Annotated in this window: 16 protein-coding genes and 1 other RNA gene; 10 read left to right on the forward strand and 7 right to left on the reverse strand. The window is 66.9% G+C overall.

Features of this window, described 5'->3' with window-relative positions:
- Nucleotides 1-586 precede the first annotated feature (586 nt).
- The 5 genes from ACOGI8_RS05315 to ACOGI8_RS05335 all read left to right on the forward strand — a co-directional run bounded on the left by ACOGI8_RS05315 (nt 587) and on the right by ACOGI8_RS05335 (nt 5,541).
- Nucleotides 587-1,600, forward strand: coding sequence for a hypothetical protein (locus ACOGI8_RS05315; protein WP_419855847.1), 1,014 nt, complete (start codon nt 587-589; stop codon nt 1,598-1,600).
- Between the two features lie 223 nt (nt 1,601-1,823).
- Nucleotides 1,824-2,072: a helix-turn-helix transcriptional regulator gene (locus ACOGI8_RS05320; RefSeq protein WP_419855848.1), complete on the forward strand. Its 249-nt coding sequence runs from the start codon at nt 1,824-1,826 to the stop codon at nt 2,070-2,072.
- Between the two features lie 188 nt (nt 2,073-2,260).
- On the forward strand, nt 2,261-3,382 hold the full coding sequence (locus ACOGI8_RS05325; RefSeq protein WP_419855849.1) for an adenine-specific methyltransferase EcoRI family protein: 1,122 nt from the start codon (nt 2,261-2,263) through the stop codon (nt 3,380-3,382).
- The gene (locus ACOGI8_RS05330; protein WP_419855850.1) at nt 3,379-4,491 is read left to right on the forward strand and encodes an HNH endonuclease family protein; all 1,113 of its coding nucleotides are present in this window, start codon (nt 3,379-3,381) and stop codon (nt 4,489-4,491) included. The genes ACOGI8_RS05325 and ACOGI8_RS05330 overlap by 4 nt, the downstream gene beginning before the upstream one ends.
- Nucleotides 4,492-4,941: 450 nt before the next feature.
- Nucleotides 4,942-5,541 carry a hypothetical protein gene (locus ACOGI8_RS05335; RefSeq protein ID WP_419855851.1) on the forward strand — a complete coding sequence of 200 codons (600 nt, stop codon included), beginning with the start codon at nt 4,942-4,944 and terminating at the stop codon, nt 5,539-5,541.
- Between the two features lie 156 nt (nt 5,542-5,697).
- Here ACOGI8_RS05335 and ssrA read toward each other — a convergent pair.
- Nucleotides 5,698-6,061: a transfer-messenger RNA gene (gene ssrA / locus ACOGI8_RS05340) on the reverse strand.
- Between the two features lie 115 nt (nt 6,062-6,176).
- On the opposite strand from ssrA, the gene ACOGI8_RS05345 reads away from it, so the two are divergent.
- Nucleotides 6,177-7,094 carry a 50S ribosomal protein L11 methyltransferase gene (locus tag ACOGI8_RS05345; RefSeq protein ID WP_419855852.1) on the forward strand — a complete coding sequence of 306 codons (918 nt, stop codon included), beginning with the start codon at nt 6,177-6,179 and terminating at the stop codon, nt 7,092-7,094.
- Between the two features lie 5 nt (nt 7,095-7,099).
- On the opposite strand, the gene ACOGI8_RS05350 is transcribed toward ACOGI8_RS05345, so the two are convergent.
- Entirely contained in the window at nt 7,100-7,864 is a 765-nt protein-coding gene (locus ACOGI8_RS05350; protein WP_419855853.1) for an SDR family NAD(P)-dependent oxidoreductase, read from the reverse strand.
- 85 nt (nt 7,865-7,949) lie between these two features.
- On the opposite strand from ACOGI8_RS05350, the gene ACOGI8_RS05355 reads away from it, so the two are divergent.
- On the forward strand, nt 7,950-8,996 hold the full coding sequence (locus ACOGI8_RS05355) for an ABC transporter ATP-binding protein (protein ID WP_419855854.1): 1,047 nt from the start codon (nt 7,950-7,952) through the stop codon (nt 8,994-8,996).
- Here ACOGI8_RS05355 and ACOGI8_RS05360 read toward each other — a convergent pair.
- The 3 genes from ACOGI8_RS05360 to ACOGI8_RS05370 form a co-directional block, all read right to left on the reverse strand.
- Nucleotides 8,993-10,171, reverse strand: coding sequence for a phytanoyl-CoA dioxygenase family protein (locus ACOGI8_RS05360; RefSeq protein WP_419855855.1), 1,179 nt, complete (start codon nt 10,169-10,171; stop codon nt 8,993-8,995). The two genes, ACOGI8_RS05355 and ACOGI8_RS05360, sit on opposite strands and share 4 nt — an antisense overlap.
- Nucleotides 10,172-10,187: 16 nt before the next feature.
- The gene (locus ACOGI8_RS05365; RefSeq protein ID WP_419855856.1) at nt 10,188-11,564 is read right to left on the reverse strand and encodes a replication-associated recombination protein A; all 1,377 of its coding nucleotides are present in this window, start codon (nt 11,562-11,564) and stop codon (nt 10,188-10,190) included.
- A gap of 97 nt (nt 11,565-11,661) precedes the next feature.
- Complete coding sequence (locus tag ACOGI8_RS05370) at nt 11,662-12,051, reverse strand: VOC family protein (protein WP_419855857.1); 390 nt, start codon at nt 12,049-12,051, stop codon at nt 11,662-11,664.
- A gap of 115 nt (nt 12,052-12,166) precedes the next feature.
- On the opposite strand from ACOGI8_RS05370, the gene ACOGI8_RS05375 reads away from it, so the two are divergent.
- Nucleotides 12,167-13,849: a fumarate hydratase gene (locus tag ACOGI8_RS05375; protein ID WP_419855858.1), complete on the forward strand. Its 1,683-nt coding sequence runs from the start codon at nt 12,167-12,169 to the stop codon at nt 13,847-13,849.
- Nucleotides 13,850-13,868: 19 nt separating this feature from the next.
- Here the strand turns inward: ACOGI8_RS05375 and ACOGI8_RS05380 are convergent, their stop codons facing one another.
- Entirely contained in the window at nt 13,869-14,312 is a 444-nt protein-coding gene (locus ACOGI8_RS05380; protein ID WP_419855859.1) for a PGPGW domain-containing protein, read from the reverse strand.
- A 115-nt stretch (nt 14,313-14,427) separates the two neighbouring features.
- Between ACOGI8_RS05380 and ACOGI8_RS05385 the strand changes: the two genes are divergently transcribed.
- Nucleotides 14,428-15,309, forward strand: coding sequence for an MBL fold metallo-hydrolase (locus ACOGI8_RS05385; RefSeq protein WP_419855860.1), 882 nt, complete (start codon nt 14,428-14,430; stop codon nt 15,307-15,309).
- 149 nt (nt 15,310-15,458) lie between these two features.
- Here the strand turns inward: ACOGI8_RS05385 and ACOGI8_RS05390 are convergent, their stop codons facing one another.
- A complete protein-coding gene (locus tag ACOGI8_RS05390) occupies nt 15,459-16,571 on the reverse strand; it encodes an acyl-CoA dehydrogenase family protein (protein ID WP_419855861.1) in 1,113 nt (370 codons plus the stop codon).
- A 145-nt stretch (nt 16,572-16,716) separates the two neighbouring features.
- Between ACOGI8_RS05390 and ACOGI8_RS05395 the strand changes: the two genes are divergently transcribed.
- The gene (locus tag ACOGI8_RS05395) at nt 16,717-20,889 is read left to right on the forward strand and encodes an ABC transporter substrate-binding protein (protein WP_419855862.1); all 4,173 of its coding nucleotides are present in this window, start codon (nt 16,717-16,719) and stop codon (nt 20,887-20,889) included.
- Nucleotides 20,890-20,935 lie beyond the last annotated feature (46 nt).

The following is a 20,935-nucleotide window of genomic DNA, read 5'->3' on the forward strand; positions in this document are numbered from 1 at the left end:
AGGTCAACCCGGCCGGCAGGCCGCCATTCCTTCAGTTAGAAAGCCAGTTGACATGTCCGCCAACGCCCTCTACTTGATCATCGGAGCGATAGCGGTGCCGTTCACCGTCGGTGCACACGGGTTCACCTGCGACAGCTGGCGGCACTCGACGGCCGTCCCAAGGCGAGCCGGACTCATCGCTGGACTTGTGCGCGTGACGCGAGCGGGCCGCCGGTAGTGACGGTGGCAGTTGCAGCCGTGCTCCCAACCACGCGCGCGGACCCTGTGTCCGATCCGGACTGGAACGCAGTGCCGAAGTGAGCCGTGTCGGAAAGCACCGCAGAAACGCACGCCGAGGCCGCGCCGTGTGCCTTCGAATGGGGACCCATGCTAGCGCCCGTGTCTTGTGAGCGGCCCGTGCGACGCTGCTGAGCGGCGTCACCGTCGAGCGCTTTCTGCTGGTGTGACCAATCGCTGGGAGGATTCCATGAGTTACGCAATTCACTTTGTCGATTTCGGTCACAGGTGGCGCGATGTGGACAGGCGCCTGTTCACAGTTCTGCTGGGGATGCCCACCAGATGTCACGTCGCGATCAGGCGCGGATCGTTGCCGATCTACGATCTGACGGACGCAGGCGCGCTGCCTCGGCAAGCCAAGAGCATGCTGGATCTCAACCCATTTGACTTGTCGAGCGCTCCCTACATCGAGGCAATCGGCCGACATGAACTCTACGCGCTGCTCGTGCAGGGGCTGACCCGCAAGCAAGCCGAACTCGCCCACTCGCAGCTGACCCAGTACTCGGACTATGCGGGAACCGTGGCGGTCCGGCTGGACGACGAGACGCACTGGTTGCTGTACGGAGCCACCTTGCTGCACGGGTACCGCCTCGTAGGGAACCAACTGCGAGTGCTGCACGACGCGACAGAAGTGGCCGGCGACGACGAGAGGGACTTGGAGTCCTTCGACTACTGGCGATGGAGCGGCCTGTTCGACGACGTGGCCTGGGAGAACATCGGCCTCAAGGGAACGATGTTCGACGGGTTCGAGTCCGCGGGCCACGGCGCGGTGCTCGCCGAAGCGGAGGACCTGCTCGACGACCTGTTGGAAGGCGTCTCCCGCGAGGTGATGCTGCGCGTCGGCGATCTGGACCCGGGGCTCGTCGAGGCGCTCCACGCTGCGCTGCTCGCTCTGAGCACGGCGCGTACAGCGGAGCAGTACGCCCAATCGGGACTCTCATGCAGGCGCTTCCTCGAACGGCTCGCGGACCGGCTGTTCCCCGCAACCGACGAAAAGCGCAACGGCAGAGAGCTGGGACAGGACAAATGGAAGAACCGGCTTTGGGCGTTCGCCGAGGACGCTCTCGATAGTTCTGAAGCCTCCGACTTTCAGTTCCGGCTGGACGATCTGGGGAAGCGAATCGATCACTGGACCGACGCGAGCAACCAGGCGGTACACCGGCCTGCGATCACCCAGATCGGAGCGACCAGGCTGGTGGTCGGCCTCGTCTCGCTCACATACGACCTGGTTCTCCTGGTTGAACCGCCCGCAGAGCTGCCGACCGCGGGCTACGAACCGCACGCGTCAACCGTCCTCCGCAGACTGCTGGACGACAACGGCTGATCCCCAGACCTAGGAGAAATGCCGGCACCGAGGCCCGGACAAGCCGGGCGAGCGAATGCCGCGCAGGAACTCGGAGACGGATCGCGATCACGGTGTGCAGCGGAAGGCGACCTCGTCGGCGGGCGACAAGCGGGGCTCGAGCCGGTGCACAATTGGGTGTGCACAGTTGCGCCGACGCCGGACCCCGTCCCGAGATTCACTAAGTGGAGAATGGCGTGACGACGTGAAGGCTGCCACCGGCCTGGGGAGCACCACCATCTACAAGCTCATGGCCGCAGGCGACTTCCCCGCCAGCTACCAGCTCGCCGCCCGCGCTATCGGTTGGCACAGCGGCGAAGTAGCGGCATGGATCGACAGCCGAACCCCAACACCCTGGCTGCAAACAGACCCCAAGACGGCCACGGCGGCCAAGCCGGCCGTCTCGGGCATCGGCTCGCTGTCGGCCGCACCGCCGCGACCGGGCGCAAAGTGAGCCCGGTGCCAAGATGCGAGGCGCGGCTGCGCCGGCCGGCACGACGAGCACGATGGGCGCTGTGGGCTGCCGACCGGGGATCGTTGGACGGGACTGGGGCAATCAGGATCGCTAGGTCACCCTCTGCGAAGTTTGACTCGGCGGAAGGACCGACACCCGCTGAGGCCAACGAGGCATGATGGTTGGCGATGACGGGCAATCGCGACCTCAACGCCGCTAAGGCCGCCAAGCGAGACGAGTTCTACACACAGCGCGAGGACGTCGAAGCGGAGCTGCGGCACTACCGGCCGCACTTCACCGCCAAGACCGTCTATCTGAACTGCGACGATCCGTACGAGTCGGAGTTCTTCAAGTTCTTCGCCGCCCAGTTCAACGCGCTTGGGCTCAAGCGGCTGATCGCCACTAGCTACTCAGGGTCGCCTGTGGCTGGCGAGCACCTGCAGCTCGACTTCGCGGGCCGGGGCATACCCGAGGCCGAGAAGTCGCAGGCGCACATGATCGACATACGAGAAGTGGCCGACCATAATCATGACGGCCGAGTCGACCTCGCCGATGTCGAATGGTTGTTGCGCAAAGGCGGAAACACTTGGCGGCCGCTGGAGGGCAACGGCGATTTCCGCAGTTCCGAGTGCATCGAGCTGCTCAAACAGGCCGACATCGTTGTCACTAATCCGCCGTTCAGCCTGTTCCGCGAGTACATCACCCAGCTCATCGAACACGGCAAACAGTTCCTAGTCATCGGCCATCAGAACGCAACCAAGTACAAGGAGATATTCCCTCTGATCCAAGACGGCCGAGTTTGGCTCGGAGTCAACAACGGCGGCAACAAGTGGTTCCGGGTCTCAGACGACTACGACCACGTCCAGACCGAAGCCCGCAACAAAATGGAGGACGGCGTTCGCTACATCAGCCGCGGGGATGTGAACTGGTTCACGAACCTCGACCACGCCAAGCGCCATGAGCGACTGGAGTTGTGGAAGCAATACACGCCAGAGGCGTACTGCACGTATGAGAACCACGAAGCCATCAATGTCAACAAGGTGGCGGAGATTCCCGAGGATTACCACGGACCGATGGGGGTGCCCATCACGTATCTCGACAAGCACAATCCTGAGCAGTTCGAGATTCTCGGGGTCGGCATCGCCAATTTGGGTTTGGCTGCCGGTGTGCGGCCGTACAAGCCAGAGCACCGTGAGTATCGCAAGACAATCCAGAAGCGGGGAGCTGTCGACGGCGACCTTTACATGGTGGTGGACGGAGAGGTCACCGTGCCGTACTCGCGCATATTGATCCGCCGGAGACCGTCGTGAAGATCACTCCGATCGAGGTCACGGTGCGGGAACTAGTAGACGGCTACAGCGACGACACGACAGACGGCGCTGCCGGAGCACAGGGCGTGTGGGCCTACGACGGCCTGCTGTGCGTGCGGCCGTCGTTCCAGCGGGAGTTCGTCTACAAACCCAAGCAGCAGGTCGCCGTGATCGACACGCTCCGCAAAGGGCATCCGCTGAACGTCATGTATTGGGCCGACTGCGGCGACGGCACTTACGAGATGCTGGACGGTCAGCAGCGCACCATCTCGATCGCCCGCTATGCCGACAGAGACTTCTCGCATGACGGCCGGTTCTTCGACAACCTCAGCGCCGACGAACAGGAACAGGTACTCGACTACCGGCTGAGCGTGTATGTGTGCGAGGGGTCAGAGGACGACAAGATCGCGTGGTTCAAGACGATCAACTTCGCAGGCGAACAGCTCAAGCCCCAAGAGCTGCTGAACGCCGTCTTCCGAGGTCCGTGGCTGGAGGATGCCAAGGCGTTCTTCTCGCGGCCCAACGCCGCCGCCGGAGGCTTGGCCGACGGATACGTGAAGGGCTCGCCCATCCGCCAGGAGTTGCTGCGCAAGGCGCTGGAGTGGATTTCGGGCGGTGACGTGCAGCGTTACATGGGTCAGCACCAGCACGCCCCCGATGCCTCTGAGCTGCGCGAGCACTTCCGCACCGTGGTCGGCTGGGCGAAGTCGGTGTTCCCCACTGTGCGGCCCGGCATCACAGATGCGGCTGACTGGGGAACGCTGTGGAGCAAACACGGCGACAGTGACTTCGACGCAGCAGCGCTAGACGCTCGGGTAGCAGAGCTGATCGACGACGACGAAATCCGCAGACAGGCGGGCATCTGCCCTTATCTGCTGACCGACGATGAGCGGCATCTCCAGTTGCGGACGTTCGACGACTCGCAGAAGCGCCGCGCCTACGAACGGCAAGACGGCATCTGTGTCAAGCCGGACGGCTGCGGCGAGCACTTCGCCATAGGCAAGATGCACGGCGACCACATCACGCCCTGGTCGGCGGGCGGCAAGACGACCGACGACAACTGCCAGATGCTGTGCGCTGACTGCAATCGCCAAAAGGGAGCCCGCTGAGGCCGGGACTGCCGTGCCGGCCATCGTGGCCGTCGGCATTGTGTCAATCGACTCGGCCGAACCCCAACACCCCGGCTGCTGCCTGCGGCCGAGAGCGAGGCAACCCCGTGAGCCGTCGGGCGGCGAGTGCGCCGGCTGGGTCGTGTGTTTCCCGGCGGCTGTGGCTGTGTTTGCTGTGTTGGTGGTGCCTGCGCACGATGTGGCGCTGAGGTGGCAGCCGCAGCGCCCGCCAGCACGCAGGGAAGCGTTCGCCGCCGACGCGGCGCTCGCAATGGTGGCGGCTGCGGGCACGGTGGCGGCGCTGGTGCGACACAGACAGCGGCGTGCGGGGCGGTCCGATGAGCGCCGCGCAGGTCGGGCGGCTGCCGTCGCCTTTGGAGACGCTGCTGTGAGCCACTACCGGGAGTTCGGGAAACTAAACCCGAGGGCCGCAGATTAGGGAGAAGCGGAATGACGATTGAGTTCGAGGAGATGTCGCCTGAGGACGTACCGCCAGAAGTCTTAGAGATGGTCCAACGAAACGCCCCGCGCAGCGCTGAAATGGACCGCGTGCTGGCTGAGTTCCGTGTGGAGACCGCAAGGGTGATGGGCGAGTTTGTGATGCTGCACAGCCAATTGCTGTGGGGTGTCATGTTCCATGTCGAATGCGCGCACGCTCGCAAGAAACTTGCGCGTGATTTGGCGATGAACGACATGCAGCCAATCGGTGATGCCGTACAGCAGTTCATGGGATGGCCCGGCGAGCGACAGATCGAAGCTCTGCGCAAAAGTGGGTGCCCGGAGTCCGTCGTCGAAGCGCTTGACAAGCTCCGCGGGCTTCGCAATCAGTTGGTGCACGCCAACTTCTACGACGCTCCGATGTGGCTGCGCGGTGTTACGCCCGAACCCGCATGGTGGAAGACGGTCGGTGGTGTAGATGACAAGTGGTTCACGCTGCATGAGCACAGGGCGGCGATCATCGAAATGCGCCTCGCAGCGGCGGATATCCCCGGCTGGCTCTACGAGGCAGCGACCGAGCAATCGAGCGGTGAGGAACAGGAGACGGGGTGACGGCGGCGCTCGTGCGCGACGTGCTGCGGCGCAGGCGGCGGCGCGCCGAGGCGGCCTGGGCCGCCGGGCTGCTCGCCCGACGCATACAGAGCAGGTCGTCATGACGTGCATCCACTGCGGCAGCGCCGACCTGCGGGTGATGCAGCGCACCGGCCCGCGTGGAGGTGGCGGGAATCGAACCCGCGTCCTTCAACGTTTCGGTGAGTCTTCTCCGAGCGCAGTCGCTGGGGGATTGTCGGGCGATGGCGGGCAGCGACACCCTGCCAGTCGCCGTAGCCGTCTGTGCGTGTCCCCGGCGCCCCGTCGGCACGGGCGGCGGGCGAGCCCTGCAGATGATGGCACCGACGCCCGCAGGACTGGGGCTATCGGGCCGAACTCACAACCTGAGATCAGGCTGCGAGCACCAGATCGTCTTGATCGACGTTGGCGTTTGTATTTGTTTCCGGCTCTTTTTCGTGGATCCGGAGACCACGGCTCGCTTCTCTCACTTCAACCGTCAAAGTCGAAACCGATCACCCCCAGGTGGTTAGCGGAACCCACGCTGTGCGGGCCCCGTTCGGCGGGCTACCACCCTAGCGATGGGCTGTGACGGGCCGAACGCGGCGTCATGACGGTCTGATGGCGAGAATGCTGGGGTGAGCGATCCGCAGCCGCCGGCTGCGCTGTGGGGTGACGAGCGCCACGGCGGTGCGTGTGTCGTGCTCGCCGACGATGCTCCGCTGGGGATGGGTGGCGGTGAAGCGCCAGATGGCGGGCTGCTCATACCCCCGCTGCCGGAACGGCTGGATACAGCGGCGCTGACGGTGACGCACGAATGGCTCGGGCGGGGCCGGTGGGTGAGTCGGGTTCGGGTTACCGACGACCGCGCCGCCCGAGAAGTGGTGGCACAGCTGCGCGCCGACGGTCACGCCGCTGTGCTGGGGCCGCCTGACGAGACGCACGCCGTGGGGTGGCGAAACCGCAACCGTGCGGCGCAGGTCGGCGGGAAGCTGGCCGTTTGCTTCCCGTGGGCGGACGCTGACGCTGCGGCGGTGGTCGAGGTCGACCCTGGCGAGGCATTCGGAGCGGGCACTCATCCATCTACCCGGCTCCTCGCTGAGTGGCTCGCGGAGCACATCAGCGGCGGCGAGCGGGTGCTCGACGTGGGGTGCGGCAGCGGGGTGCTGGCGCTGGCAGCGGCCCGGCTGGGTGCTGCCGAAGTGGTGGGCATCGACATCGAACCGGCAGCGATCGCGACGGCCGAGGCCAATGCCCAGCGCAACGGACTCGACGCCGTGGCCAGCTTCGGCGTAGTCCCTGTCGGCGGCGCCGAACTCGGCACATACGACGTGGTCGTTGCCAACATCACTGCTGGTGTGCTGATGCCGCTAGCCGGCGACATTGCCGAGCGAGTCGCACCTGGAGGCTGGCTTGCCATCGGCGGCATCTCCGCAGCCCAGACTTCGTCGGTTGCTGCCGCCTACCGCCGCTACGGCATCGAGCTGGCCGATCCCGTCCGGCTCGACGACTGGGTCTCGCTGTCGGGGCGCAAGGCGTCGGGCGGTCTGGTCTGACGCGCTTACGAGCTCGGGGCGGGATAGTTGGCCCAGGCGGTGACGCCTTGGTAGCCGCCGTCGACGGTGATGGTCTGGCCGGTGATGTAGCGGGCCTCGTCGCTGGCGAGGAAGGCGACGACGTCGGCGATCTCTTCGGGCACGCCCCATCGGCCTAGGGCGATGTGGCGCTCGAGGCCGTCGGCGAGACCGGGAATCTCGCGGCCGGCTGCCCACATCTCGGTGATGATCAAACCGGGCGCCACGGCGTTCACCCGGATGCCGAATCGGCCGTAGGTGGCTGCCTGCGAGCGGGTGAGCGAATCCAGAGCGGCCTTGGTCGCCCCGTAGGTGGGCAGCTCGCTCACGCCGACTGAACCGGCGATCGACGACATGTGGATCACCGAGCCGTGACCTCGCTCGCCCATCTGGCGCGCCAGCGCCCGCGTGGTCTCCAGCGGCGCCAGGTAGTTGAGCTGCAGCACCGCCTGGTCGCCTCCGGGTTCTCGCAGCTCGCCCCGGCCGGCGTTGTTCACCAAGATGTCGACCCCGCCGAGAGCATCAACAGCGGCGGCGGCCAGATCGGCCCCGGCACCCTCCGCGCTCAAGTCACTCTCGATCACCACCGGGTCGTGCGGCAGCTCGGCCGCGATTCGATCCAAATCGTCGGTGGTTCTCGCCGCCAGCGCCACCCGTGCACCGTCCCGGGCCAAGGCCCGGGCGCAATGCTCGCCGATACCCCGGCTTGCCCCCGTCACCAACGCCGTCCGTCCGCTCAACCTCTCCGTCATTCCCCAGACCTTCCCTTCGCGAATCATCAGTTTGCGTCAAGAAACCTGTTCAGGCAGGCGTCGGGGAGTGCGTAGCGTCTTGCACATGGCAGACGGGCGAGGCGGCGGGACGCTGCGGATCACGGGTGCCCACGTTCACTTCGACGGCTTCAGGGCGCTGGACGGGGTGGACCTCGCGGTCGGCGACGGCGAGATGGTGGTGCTGCTGGGGCCATCGGGCTGCGGCAAGACCACGCTGCTGCGGGCCGCCTCGGGGCTGCAGCCGCTGGACGCCGGCCAGATCGAACTCGACGGGCGCGACCTGACCGGTCAGCGCCCCGACCAGCGCGGCATCGGCCTGATGTTCCAAGACGAGGTGCTGTTCCCGCACTTCGATGTCGAGGGCAACGTGGCGTTCGGGTTGCGCATGGCCAGAGTGCCCTTCGCAGAACGGCGCCGGCGAGTGGCCGAAGTACTCGCGCTGGTGGGCCTGGCGGGCTTCGAGGGCCGCGACGTGGCCACGCTGTCGGGCGGCGAGGCGCAGCGGGTCTCGCTGGCACGGGCCCTCGCCCCCGAACCCAGAGTGCTGTTGCTCGACGAGCCGTTCGGCTCGCTCGACCGGCTGCTGCGCGAACGGCTCATCAACGAACTGCGGCCCGTGCTCGACCAGGTCGGTGTCACTGCCGTGCACGTCACCCACGACCATCACGAGGCATTTGCCTTGGCCGACCGAATTGCGGTGATGGCATCTGGTCGCCTGCTGCGGATCGGCACGCCCGAAGAGGTGTGGACAGACCCCCGCACCGCCCAGGTGGCCCGATTCTTGGGTCACACGAACGTGTTCGACTCCGAAGTGCCGCCGGAGCTGGCTCAGGCAGCCGGTCGCTCGGACAGCTTCGTGCTGCGGGCCGACCGCATCGAGGTGGAGGTTGACGACGGCGCCAGCGCGGACGTCGCAGACGCTGTGACGGCACAACTGCCGGCAACGGTGGTCCGGCGTCGCTTCCGCGGCGACCGCTACGAGCTGCGGCTGGAAGCAGACATCGGAGGCGTCGCCACCACCCTGGACTCCATCACCCCCCACGGACCCGCAGTGGGCACCAACGTGAAGCTGCACATCGGCCCAAGTGCCGTGCTCGCCCTCGAAACCTAGATGCCGAGGTCTTTGAGGTTGTAATCCTTGATGGCCTCACGGGCGTCGTCATCCCAGACGAACTCGTGCTCGCGGCCCACGTTGGGCTGGTACACGAACGGCGTCTCGTCACCGAAGCGCTTGCTGCGGGCATCGATCGCCCAGCCGATCACCCGGGAGCGCTCGGCGATGTAGACCTCGTCGTACAGCGAGATCGGGTTGTGGACGCCGCCGCTGCGCACGCCCAGCACCGAGCGACGCCGGTGGAAGCCGAAGTTGATGGTGACCCGCGGCCGCTCGGATGTGTTGGCGAACGAGCCATGGATGGCCTGGCGGCTGGTGATCGCGACATCGCCGGGCTCGCAGATGAGCGGCACCGCATCGGGGAGCCGGTCTGAGCCTGCTGCCTGGCACATCGCCTTGATGTCCAGCTTGCCCATGCGGTGCGAGCCGGGCACCACCCACAGGCCGTTGGTGGCATCGCAGCCGTAGAGCTGGGCCATGAAGTTGAAGCCGTGCGTGCCCTCGTCGAGCTCAGGATGGTCCCAGTGCGTCCAGCCGTCCTGGTGCCACGCCACCGAGCCGCCGAGGCCCGGGTGCTTGATCCACACCACCTCGTTGAACGGCGTGAAATCGGGGCCGTTGAGCGCTTGGGCGACGCCCAGCAGGCCGGGGTGCGCGTACACCCGCAGGCAGGCCTCGGAGTACTGCAGCGAACCGCTGATGACCTGCGCCACCCATTCCGGCGAGCCGTCGGGGGCTGCGGGCTCGAACATCTTGAACGGATGGCGCCCGTGGGCGACATCGGTGCCGCCGTAGGGATCCGACAGCGGGCGGACGAACGAGATGGCCTTGCCCGTGCGGCCAGCATCGAGCGCCGGGCGGCCGTGCCGATCGATGTCGGAGTCGGGGCCGGTGGGGCAGCGGTCGAGCAGGTCGATGACGTCAGCCTCGATGTCGGCCAGCTCGTCAGCGCCGAGCACGCCGGTGAAGACGTAGAAGCCGCAGCGCGAGTAGGCCTCGGCAATCTCGGGATGCAGGTCGCCGCTGTCGGTGAAGCGGATCGGTCCACGGTTGCCGAGCTGCATCGCCCGCTCGGTGCCGGCTGCCCGGTAGGCGACCATGTCGTCTTCGACATCGCCGTATTCGACGATGGGTACCTCGGTGAGTCCCAGCGTTGCTGCGTTCGCGCTCATAGTGCCTCCATTGTGGTCAGTCGGCGGCTGGTTCGCTGGATTGCTCGGCGGACTTGGCGGGGCGCAGGTCGCGTTCGCGGCCGTGCTCGGAGGGTTCCCAGTAGACGTTGCCGGCTACCTCGTCGGGCCGGTGCTGCTGGGGCACCCAGCCGCTCGGGTCGTCATGCGGGTACACGTAGCCCTCGCCGTGGCCGAGCGACGCCGCGCCTTGGTAGTGGGCGTCTCGCAGGTGGATCGGCACCTCGCCGGTGCCGGCGGAGCGGGCATCGGATTTGGCGCGGCTGAGCGCGACCGTGACCCGGTTCGATTTTGGCGCCGTAGCGAGGCGCACCACCGCGTGTGCAAGGTTGAGCTGCGCCTCCGGCAGCCCCACGTACTCGACCGCCCGGGCGGCGGCTTCGGCCACCAGCAGGGCCAAGCTGTCTGCCATGCCGATGTCCTCCGAGGCCAAGATGACCATGCGGCGAGCGATGAAGCGAGGGTCCTCGCCGGCGTCGAGCATGCGGGCCAGCCAGTACAGCCCGGCGTCGGGATCGGAGCCGCGCAGCGACTTGATGAAGGCGCTGATGGTGTCGTAGTGGCCGTCGGCGCCGTAGCGGACAGCCTTGGCATCCACGGCGTGCTCAGCATCGGCCAGCGTGACGTGAGTGCCCCCGGCCGATCCCTCACGGGCAGCGTGCGCTGCTCCGCTGATCTCGACGGCTTCGAGGGCCTCTGCCTCTTGGCGGCGCATGGCGAGCGCCACCGCCACGTCGGTGCTGGTGAGGGCGTGGCGCCCGTCGCCGCCGCTGCGGGCGGCGATGTGGTCGATGGCGTCAGCGTCGGCCTGGGCGCCCTCGGCTTCCAACGCCCGATCGATGAGGGTGCGCAGCGCAGCGTCGTCGAGCGGCACCAGCCGGAACAGCGTCGAGCGCGACAGCAACGGCGGGTTCACCTCGAAGTGCGGGTTCTCGGTGGTGGCGCCGATCAGCACGATCAGGCCGTCCTCGACCGCCGGCAGCAGCGCATCCTGCTGGGCCTTGTTGAAGCGGTGCACCTCGTCGAGAAACAGGATGGTGCCCCGGCCGTGCTCGCCGAGCCGCAGTCGGGCGTCAGCGATGACCTCGCGTACGTCCTTGACAGTGGCGCTCACCGCCGACAGCTCGCAGAACTCCTTGGCTGTCAGCGCAGCGACGACACGTGCCAGCGTGGTCTTGCCGGTGCCGGGAGGCCCCCACAGGATCACCGACGACAGCCGGTCGGCCTCGATCAGCTCCCGCAGCGGCCGTCCAGAAGCGAGCAGATGGTCTTGGCCGACGATCTCGTCGAGCGTCCGGGGCCGCAGCCGTGCTGCCAGCGGCGCCTGGCGGGCCAAGCGCTCTGCGCCCGCAGCCTCGAACAGCCCCTCGCTCACGCCTCGACGGTACGCCGCCATCGCTCAGGGCGCGTGCAGCATGGGCTGCTCGTCGCAAGCTGGTCCACGGTGCGGGCGCGAGCGGCGAGTGCCCCGATCACAGCTCGGGGTGGTCTACCTCGTAGGCGCGGATGCGCTTGGCGAAGCTCAGGTCGTGTCCCGCTGGGTCGAAGATGGGGAACATGCGCTCACCCCAGGGGGCGTCCCGGGGAGCTGCTTGCGGCGTCAGGCCCGCGTCGAGCGCTTGCTGATACAGCGCATCCACGTCGTCGACATGGAAGATCACCCGGCCCCAGCCGGTCTCGGCCCCCGCAGGGCTGTCCACGGCGATCAGGTTGACGAAGCACTCGGCGCTGCGCAGCGTGCTGAACGGCGCGTCATCGCCGCCGTAGCTGAGCCGGAAGCCCAGTGCCTCGTAGAACCGCACCGATGCCGCCATGTCGGCGGTCCGCAGCGTGATCGCATTGATCGACTCGACACCAGCCACGGCGCCATTCTCGCCGCAAGATTCGGCATCGCGCCGACACCGCCCGCACGCGTCGCAAACCCGACGTGCCGGTGTGGTCGGCTCGCCAGCGTGCAAGCGTCCGTAGCATGAAGCAATGAGCACCTACACCCACGTGGAGTTGCTTCCCACCGGACCCGCCGATGTGACCTACCGGCACCTCACGTCCGACTATGTCTCGACCGTCACTGCCGCGGGGCGGCGCTTCTTGCAGGTCGAGCCCGAGGCGCTGCGGTTGCTCACTGCTGAGGCCATGCGAGACATCTCGCACCTGTTCCGCACCGGCCATCTGGCCTCGATCGCTGCGATCCTGGACGATCCCGAAGCTTCGGCCAACGACCGCTTCGTCGCCCTCGAACTGCTCAAGAACGCCAACATCGCCGCCGGGGGAGTGCTGCCGAGCTGCCAGGACACCGGCACGGCGATCATCTGGGGCCACAAGGGCGAGCGGGTGCTCACCGGCACCGATGACGAGCCCGACTTCGACGACGCCGCAGCGATCTCCCAGGGAGTTGCTGACACGTTTCTCACCTCGAACCTGCGCTACTCGCAGATGGCCCCGCTCGACATGTTCACCGAGCGCAACACCGGCAACAACCTGCCCGCCCAGATCGAGATCTACGCCTCACCAGGCGACGAGTACGAGCTGGTCTTCATGGCCAAAGGAGGCGGCTCGGCCAACAAGAGCTTCCTGTTCCAGGAGACCAAGGCCCTGCTCAACCCCGACAGCCTCACCCGGTTCCTCGACGAGAAGCTGCGCACGCTGGGCACTGCCGCCTGCCCGCCCTATCACTTGGCGGTGGTGATCGGCGGCACTTCGGCCGAGTTCGCGGTGAAGGTGGCCAAGTACGCGTCGGCCAAGTATCTCGACACGCTGCCCACCGCCGGCAGCGAGGCCGGCCACGGCTTCCGCGACCTCGAATGGGAAGGCCGGATCCTCGAGCTCACCCGCGAGTTCGGCATCGGCGCGCAGTTCGGCGGCAAGTACTTCTGCCACGACGTGCGGGTGGTGCGCCTGCCCCGTCACGGAGCGAGCTGCCCCGTTGGCATCGCTGTCTCGTGCTCGGCCGACCGCCAGGCACTCGGACGCATCACCGCCGACGGCGTCTTCCTCGAACAGCTCGAGACCGACCCCGCCCGGTTCCTGCCCGAGACAGAGGAACGGGAGCTGTCATCCGGGGTGGTGCCGATCGACCTGAACCAGCCGATGGACGCCATCCGCAACCAGCTCACCCAGCACCCCGTCAAGACCCGGTTGTCACTCACCGGCACGCTGGTGGTGGCTCGCGACATCGCCCACGCCAAGCTCAAAGAACGCCTCGACGCCGGCGACGGGCTGCCCGACTACCTGCGCGAGCGGCCCGTGTATTACGCCGGCCCCGCCAAGACTCCCGAGGGTTACGCCTCTGGCTCGTTCGGCCCCACGACTGCGGGGCGCATGGATTCCTACGTGGAGCAGTTCCAGGCCGCCGGCGGCAGCCTCGTCATGCTGGCCAAGGGCAACCGGTCACGCCAGGTCATCGAGGCGTGCGCTCGCTACGGCGGCTTCTACCTGGGCTCCATCGGCGGACCTGCGGCGCGGCTGGCCAAGGACTCGATCCGCAAGGTCGAGGTGCTCGAATACCCCGAGCTGGGCATGGAGGCGGTCTGGCAGATCGAGGTGGAGGACTTCCCGGCCTTCATCGTGGTGGACGACAAGGGCAACGACTTCTTCAGCGAAGTCTCAACGCCCGTGCAGATTTCTGCGAGCGAAGGGGCTTCGCCCCCGCTCGCGACATAAGGAACTGAGGGCCTTGCCCTCAGTTCCGCCAGAACAGGATCACGTCGAGCGGGTTGATGTCGCCGACTGTGAACCAGATCGAGGCGGCAATGCCCGCCGCGGCGAGCAGCACCATGGTGGCGATGGTCGAGCGGGGCAGCTTGCCATCGGCATTGGACGGCAGGCGTTCTCTCACCTTGCCCAGCAGCCGGTCGGCCCACGCTGCGTCCCGAGCCAGGATCGCCAGGCCCACGGCCACCACCAGCATCCCAGGGCCGGGCAGCGGCATCATGATGACGCCGAGCACCACCACGCTGAACCCGAAGCCCATCCTGACCAGCCGGAGCATCGAACTGCGCCACGCCTTCTGACGGGTCGGCTCGCGTTCGCCTGTCTCCAGCTCGGCCGCGATGGCGGCTTCGCGGAACCGCTCGCTGCGGGTCGGATCGCCGGGATCAGGTGTGTCGGAGGCAAATGTGTTCATGACTCGGCACGGCAGGGGGATGTGGGGCGGCAATAGTGTGGCGGTTCGTCGGCGTCCCGCAACGTCATCGCTGTGACGGGCGCCGCGCGCCGCAACACAACGAGGAGTCCCAACGATGCCGACCGTCGAAACGCCCGAGCCGATCACCTGGACGGTGGGCGATGTCCGCATTACCCGCGTCTCCGAGATGGAGGTGCATTGGCCGTTCTCGGTGCTGCTGCCGGGGGCCGACGACCTCATCGACGACTACGACTGGCTGCGGCCCGATTTCGTCACCGACGACGGCCGCATGCGCCTGTCGATGCACTCGCTGGTGATCGAATCGGAGGGCATGCGCATCGTCGTCGACACCTGCGCGGGCAACGACAAGTCGCGTCCCGGCGCGCCGCCGTTCGAGCAGCTCTCCACGCCCTTCCTCGAAGACCTCACTGCCGCCGGATTCGCCCCCGAGACCATCGACGCCGTGGCCTGCACCCACCTGCACGTGGATCACGTCGGCTGGAACACGCGCCTCGTCGACGGCGAGTGGGTGCCCACGTTCGCCAACGCCCGCTACCTGTTCGCACAAAAGGAGTTCGACTACTGGCGCGCCGAGCCGCAGGACTACGGCCCCGTGTTCGAAGACTCGGTGGAGCCGGTCATGGACGCTGGCCTCGGCGACCTGGTGGCGCTGGATCACCACATCAACGGGGAGGTCTGGTTCGAACCGACGCCTGGCCATACCCCCGGCCATGTCAGCGTGATCATCGAGTCTGCGGGCGAGCGGGCGGTCATCACCGGGGACATGACGCACCACCCCCTCCAGTTCGCGCATCCCGACCTCGCCTCCAGCGCCGACTACAACCGCGACGGCAGCTCCACCGCGACCCGCCTCGACGCCTACCCCCGCTGGGCCGATGGCCGTCTCATCATCGGCACCCATTTCGCCGGCCGCACCGCAGGCCGCATCACGACGGGCGACCAGCCCAACAGCTGGGTCTTCGCTCCCGGAGGCTGAGCCCCGGGCCCGAGCGGCCCGCGAGCGGAGCGAGCAAGAGCGGGCAGCACAGGGCGAAGCCGGGGCCCGAGCGGCCCGTGAGCCCAATCACATGAGAATGGGGAACAAGAGCGGGAGACAACAGGCACGGGCCCGGCGGGCCTTTGCCGCTAGCCGCGGGGTTCGCGGGGCAGCCGCAGGATCCGCTCTCCGATGATGTTTCGCAGGATCTGCGTGGTGCCGCCCATGATCGTGTAGGCGGGCGCGTACACCACGTTGCGCGACACCCGGTTGGCCAGCATCGTCTCGGCGCCTGCCACGTCGCCCACGAAGCGGGAGACCTCCTGCTCGAACTCGGTGCACCACGTCTTGGTCACCGCCGAGTACTGGGGGAAGGGCGTCTGGCGCAGCACATTGCGCAGCACCATGTCGCGGCCGATCCGGTAGCCGGTCTCGATACGGGCCATTCGCTGGCGAATGAGCGGGTCCGAGGTGTCGGCCCGGTCCTTCATGTCGAGGTAGAGGCGCTGGTTCGACGCCAGCCGGTCGATGCCGCCCCGCTCGTGCTCGAGCTGGCGCATGGTCTGGGAGAAGCTGTTGTTCAGCTCGCCCACCAGGTGTTCAACGGGCACCGCCACGTCGTCGAAGTACACCTCGTTGAAGTGGGCGTCGCCCGAGGCGTCGCGGATCGGCCGCACCTCGATGCCGGGGGAGTCCATCGACACGACCAGCTCGCTCATGCCCTTGTGCGGCGGGGCGTCGGGATCGGTGCGGCAGATCAGGTAGCACCAGTTGGCCGTGGCGGCGCCGCTCGTCCAGATCTTCTGGCCGTTCACGATGAAGCGGTCGCCGTCTCGCACCGCCGTCGTGCCGATCGCGGCCACGTCCGAGCCCGCGTCTGGCTCGGACATGCCGATGCACCAGCGGGATCGCCCGGCGCGCATCTCCGGCAGGAACCGGGCCTGCTGCTCGGGCGTGCCGTAGGTGAGCAGCACCGGGCCGATCTGGCGATCCGGGAAGAACGAGCTGGCCATCGGAGCGCCCGCGAGCAGCAGCTGCTCGGTCACCACGAAGCGCTCGACTTCGGGCCGCCCGTCGCCGCCGGCCTCGGCGGGCCAGCACATCCCGATCCAGCCGCGCTCGCCCAGTCGCAGCGTGAACTCCTCCGAGTAACCCACCAGCCAGCTGTCGTCGATGGTGAACAGGTCGGCGGTCGCCTCGCGCGCCCACCGGGCTGCTTCGTCGGCCAGATCGGTCAGTTCCTGGGGCCAGCAGTAGTCCATCGCCGAGACCCTACGGCGCATGGGCGAGACGATTCATGACACCGATCGACGCCGGCGCAGGCAGGCTCCGCTGGGTCGACGAGGTCGAGTTGTACTCTGCCCGACCGTCGGCCCGCCCACATTTTCCTGACGCGAGGACACACCCATGATCCGAGCCCGTCGCGGCACGGCGGCCAAGGCCGCAGCCATCTCGCTGGCCCTCGCGCTGGCCTTGCAGTTCGCAGTTCCTGCTGCTGCCAGCGAACACAGCGACGAACGGTCGGACCGTGCAGCGCTTGAGGAACTGTTCGCGGCAACCGGCGGGGATAACTGGAGCCACAACGACCTCTGGGGCTCCAGGGCGCCGCTCAGCCGGTGGCACGGCGTCACCACCGACAGCGACGGGCGCGTGGTGCGGCTCGAACTGCCGTCCAACGGGCTGTCGGGGGAGCTTCCCGAGGCGATCGGCCAGCTCACGCGCCTGCAACGCCTCGACCTGGGAGACAACGGCGTCCACGGCGAGATTCCCCGGGCCATCGGCGAGCTCACCAGCCTCCGGGAGCTCGACCTGCAGAACAACCGGCTCTACCGCCAGATCCCTGCCGAGATCGGCGAACTCACCAACCTGATGCTGCTCGACGTCAAGCACAACGCCCTGTGGGGCAGGAATCCCGTCGAGCTGTGGGAGCTCGACAACCTGCGTGTCCTCGACATGCGGGGCAACCGCATGTCGGGCCCGCTGCCGTCCGAACTGGGGGAGATGTCCCAGCTCTCGCATCTGGTGATCAGCGACAACCTGTTCTGGGGTGAGATCCCCGCCGAGATCGGCCAGCTCGACAACCTGCAGTGGCTCGACATCAGCCGCAACAGCTTCTCGGGTGAGATCCCGGCCGAGATCGGCGACCTCGCCAGGTTGACCTGGCTCGACGCCAGCGACAATTCGCTGGCCGGCGAGATGCCCCCTGAGATGGGCAATCTGTCGCGGCTCGTCACGCTCGACCTGCGCGCCAACCAGCTCACCGGGTCGATCCCGGGAGAGCTGGGCGACCTCGGCGAACTCGAGTATCTGGTCATCAGCGAGAACCAGCTGTCCGGGGAGATTCCCGCCGAGATCGGTCAGCTCGCCGAACTCAGGCATCTACGTCTCGACCACAACGGCCTCAGCGGAGCGCTGCCGCCCGAGTTGGGCGACCTGGTCGACCTGCGCTACCTGCGGCTGGAAGCCAACCAGCTAACTGGTGAGATTCCCGCCGAAGTGGGCCAGCTCACCAGGCTCAAGGAACTCCGGCTGGAGCGCAACCGGCTCACGGGCGACATTCCGAGCCGGATCGGCGAGCTCGGCCAGCTCCAGGTTCTGAACCTGGGCGACAACCAGCTCTCGGGCACCATTCCCGCTGAGCTCGCGGACGCAGCGAGCCTGACCGAACTGCGCCTCGACCGCAACCTGCTGACCGGCCGGATCCCCAGTGCCGTGGGGGCGCTCACGAAGCTGAAGCACCTCGACCTCAGCGACAACGTCCTCTACGGGCAGATCCCGTATGCGCTCTGGGACCTGACCGAACTTCGCGAGCTGCGGCTGAATGACAACGAGTTGTCCGGCCCGCTGAAGACAGCGGTCGCCAACCTCACCAAGCTCACCGAACTCGACCTGAGCAACAACCGCCTGTCCGGCGAGATCCCCGTCACCATCACCCGCCTCGCCAAGCTGCGCGACCTGCGCATGGCGAACAACCTGCTGAGCGGGTCCATTCCCTCACAGCTCGGCGAGCTCGGCCAGCTCAGAAGCCTCGATCTCAGCCGGAACTCGCTCACCGGCAAGCTGCCCGCAGGCGTGGCCCGGCTGGCCAAGCTCCAGCAACTCGTCGTGCACGACAACCAGCTGTCGGGGGAGATCCCAGCGGAGCTGAGCGGCCTAGATGAGCTGCGCAACCTCGACCTGAGCCGGAACGCCCTGACCGGCCCCATCCCGCCCGAACTCGGCGGCATGGACAATCTCGAGCGCATCTCGCTCAGCTTCAACGAGCTCGACGGCCCCATTCCGGCCGAGCTTGGCGACCTAGCGAACCTGCGGATCCTCTTCCTCCGCTACAACGAGCTGAGCGGTGAGATCCCGGCTGAACTCGGCAACCTCAGCTCGCTCACGCGACTCAACCTGTGGCACAACGAGCTCACCGGTCCCATCCCTGCCGAACTCGGCAACCTGGTGAATCTCGCCCGGCTCGACCTCGATGACAACCAACTCAGCGGCGAGCTGCCTGCCGGGCTCGGCAATCTCGTGGAGCTGACCGAGGTATGGCTGCGAGGCAACAAATTGACCGGCGAGATTCCGGCCGAACTCGGCAACCTCACCAAGCTGCGACGGCTCTACCTCGATGGCAATGAGCTCACCGGCGCCATACCGGCCGAGTTCGGCAATCTCAGCAGCCTGCGGCGCCTCTGGCTCCAAGGCAACCAGCTCACCGGCCCCATCCCGGCAGGTCTCGCGGCGCTTGCTGATCTTGAACAGATCATGCTCGGCGGCACCAACACGCTCAGCGGCTGCATCCCCGCCGACTGGCGCTACGCCGAATTCTTGGCCGACGATCTCGACAGCCTCGGGCTGTCGTTCTGCCCGTCCGAACAAGACTTGGCGACCCAGGGGATCGTGGACGAGCTGCGCCGCAATGCCGCCGACTTCTCCTACGACATCGGCACCCACGGCGGCGCGCTCACGCTGGCGACGATCTCAGAGCCACTCACCTTCAACCTGGCGCTGTCCAACGACGCCGGCTCGTCGAATGTCTTGGGCTACCTCTTCGAGGGCCTCACTGAGACGTCGTGGCTGGACGATGAGATCGAGCCTCTGCTGGCCGAGTCGTGGGAGAGCTCCGACGACGGGCTGCGCTGGGTGTTCCGCCTGCGTGACGATGTGCGGTGGCACGACGGCACGCCCTTCACAGCGCACGACGTGGACTTCACGTTCAACCAGGTCATCTACAACGACGACTTCAACGCATCGAGCCGTGCCACCTTCGAGTTCCGCTATCTCAACGATGACGGAGAGTGGGAAACGTCGAAGATGAAGGTGGCGGCGCTCGACGATCACACGGTCGAGTTTGTGCTGCCGCAGCCGTTCGCACCGTTCCTGCGTTCGATGGGCACGTCCATCTACCCCAAGCACATCTTTGAAGGGCCCATCGAGGCAGGCACGTTCACCGAGTTCTGGAACATCGATACCGATCCGTCCGAGATCGTCGGCACCGGGCCCTTCACCATCGGGGAGTACACACCCGAGGAGCGGGTCGTTTTCAAGCGCAACCCGCACTACTGGCAGACCGACGCCGACGGCCAGCAACTCCCGTACTTGGATCAGGTGGTGCACATGGTGGTGCCGGATCTGGAGTCTGAGCTGGCGCTGTTCCGTGACGGCACCGCGGACTTCCACGGTGTGCTGGGCGAGGAGTACGCGCTGCTCGAGCCGCTGCAGGAAGACGAGAACTTCGCCCTGCACCGCCGGGGTCCCGGTTTCGGCACCACGTTCCTGACCTTCAACCAGAATCCGGGCTCGAACGACGCAGGCGAGCCGTTCGTCGACCCGACCAAGCTGCACTGGTTCGGCAACGTCAACTTCCGTCAGGCGGTGGCCCACACGCTCGACAAGGCCGCCATGATCGATGGCGTCCAGCACGGGCTGGGCTACGAGCAGTGGTCGTCAGTGAGCCCGGCCGCCGCCGACTTCCACAACCCCGATGTGCGTCGCTACCCGTACGACATCGACAGGGCGAACGATCTCCTGGACGATCTGGGGTGGATCGACACCGACGGAGACGGCATCCGCGAGGACGACTTGGGCAACCCCATCTCGTTCACGCTGGTGACCAACAAGGGCAACGCTGTGCGCCAGGCTGTCACCGAGATCATCCGGGACGGGATGGCCGAGGCGGGTCTCGACGTCACCTACGAGGCGATCGAATTCCGAGACCTGGTGTCGCAGCTCACCACCACCTATGGCTGGGAGGCGATGGTCATCGGCTTCACCGGCGGCCCCGATCCCTACAGCGGCATCGGCTTGTGGCACAGTTCCCAGTCGCTGCACCTGTGGCATCCGTTCCAAGACGAACCCGCTACCGACTGGGAAGCCGAGATCGACCGGCTCTATATCGAGGCCAGCCAGGAACTCGACCACGACAAGCGAGTCCGGCTCTACCGCGAGGCGCAGGCCATCGCCGCAGCGAACGTGCCGTTGATCTACACGACGCTCGGCGAACGACTGGGCGCTGTGCGCAACGTGTTCGGCAATACCACGCCGACGCTGTACGGCTACTGGGACATCCGCTACCTGTACCGCACCGATCAGTAGGGGGCGCTCGCGGCCGCCCCGGCGTCGACGCGAGGGGTGTTGATCC

The sequence above is a fragment of the Candidatus Poriferisodalis sp. genome (assembly GCF_965204195.1).
Lineage (GTDB): Bacteria > Actinomycetota > Acidimicrobiia > Acidimicrobiales > Poriferisodalaceae > Poriferisodalis.

Excerpts from the sequence above, each read along its gene's own strand:
- ACOGI8_RS05375 (WP_419855858.1), top strand. The coding sequence starts at position 12,167 with ATGAGCACCTACACCCACGTGGAGTTGCTTCCCACCGGACCCGCCGAT.
- ACOGI8_RS05390 (WP_419855861.1), bottom strand. The coding sequence starts at position 16,571 with ATGGACTACTGCTGGCCCCAGGAACTGACCGATCTGGCCGACGAAGCA.
- ACOGI8_RS05385 (WP_419855860.1), top strand. The coding sequence starts at position 14,428 with ATGCCGACCGTCGAAACGCCCGAGCCGATCACCTGGACGGTGGGCGAT.
- ACOGI8_RS05335 (WP_419855851.1), top strand. The coding sequence starts at position 4,942 with ATGACGATTGAGTTCGAGGAGATGTCGCCTGAGGACGTACCGCCAGAA.
- ACOGI8_RS05325 (WP_419855849.1), top strand. The coding sequence starts at position 2,261 with ATGACGGGCAATCGCGACCTCAACGCCGCTAAGGCCGCCAAGCGAGAC.
- ACOGI8_RS05380 (WP_419855859.1), bottom strand. The coding sequence starts at position 14,312 with ATGAACACATTTGCCTCCGACACACCTGATCCCGGCGATCCGACCCGC.
- ACOGI8_RS05395 (WP_419855862.1), top strand. The coding sequence starts at position 16,717 with ATGATCCGAGCCCGTCGCGGCACGGCGGCCAAGGCCGCAGCCATCTCG.
- ACOGI8_RS05360 (WP_419855855.1), bottom strand. The coding sequence starts at position 10,171 with ATGAGCGCGAACGCAGCAACGCTGGGACTCACCGAGGTACCCATCGTC.
- ACOGI8_RS05350 (WP_419855853.1), bottom strand. The coding sequence starts at position 7,864 with ATGACGGAGAGGTTGAGCGGACGGACGGCGTTGGTGACGGGGGCAAGC.
- ACOGI8_RS05355 (WP_419855854.1), top strand. The coding sequence starts at position 7,950 with ATGGCAGACGGGCGAGGCGGCGGGACGCTGCGGATCACGGGTGCCCAC.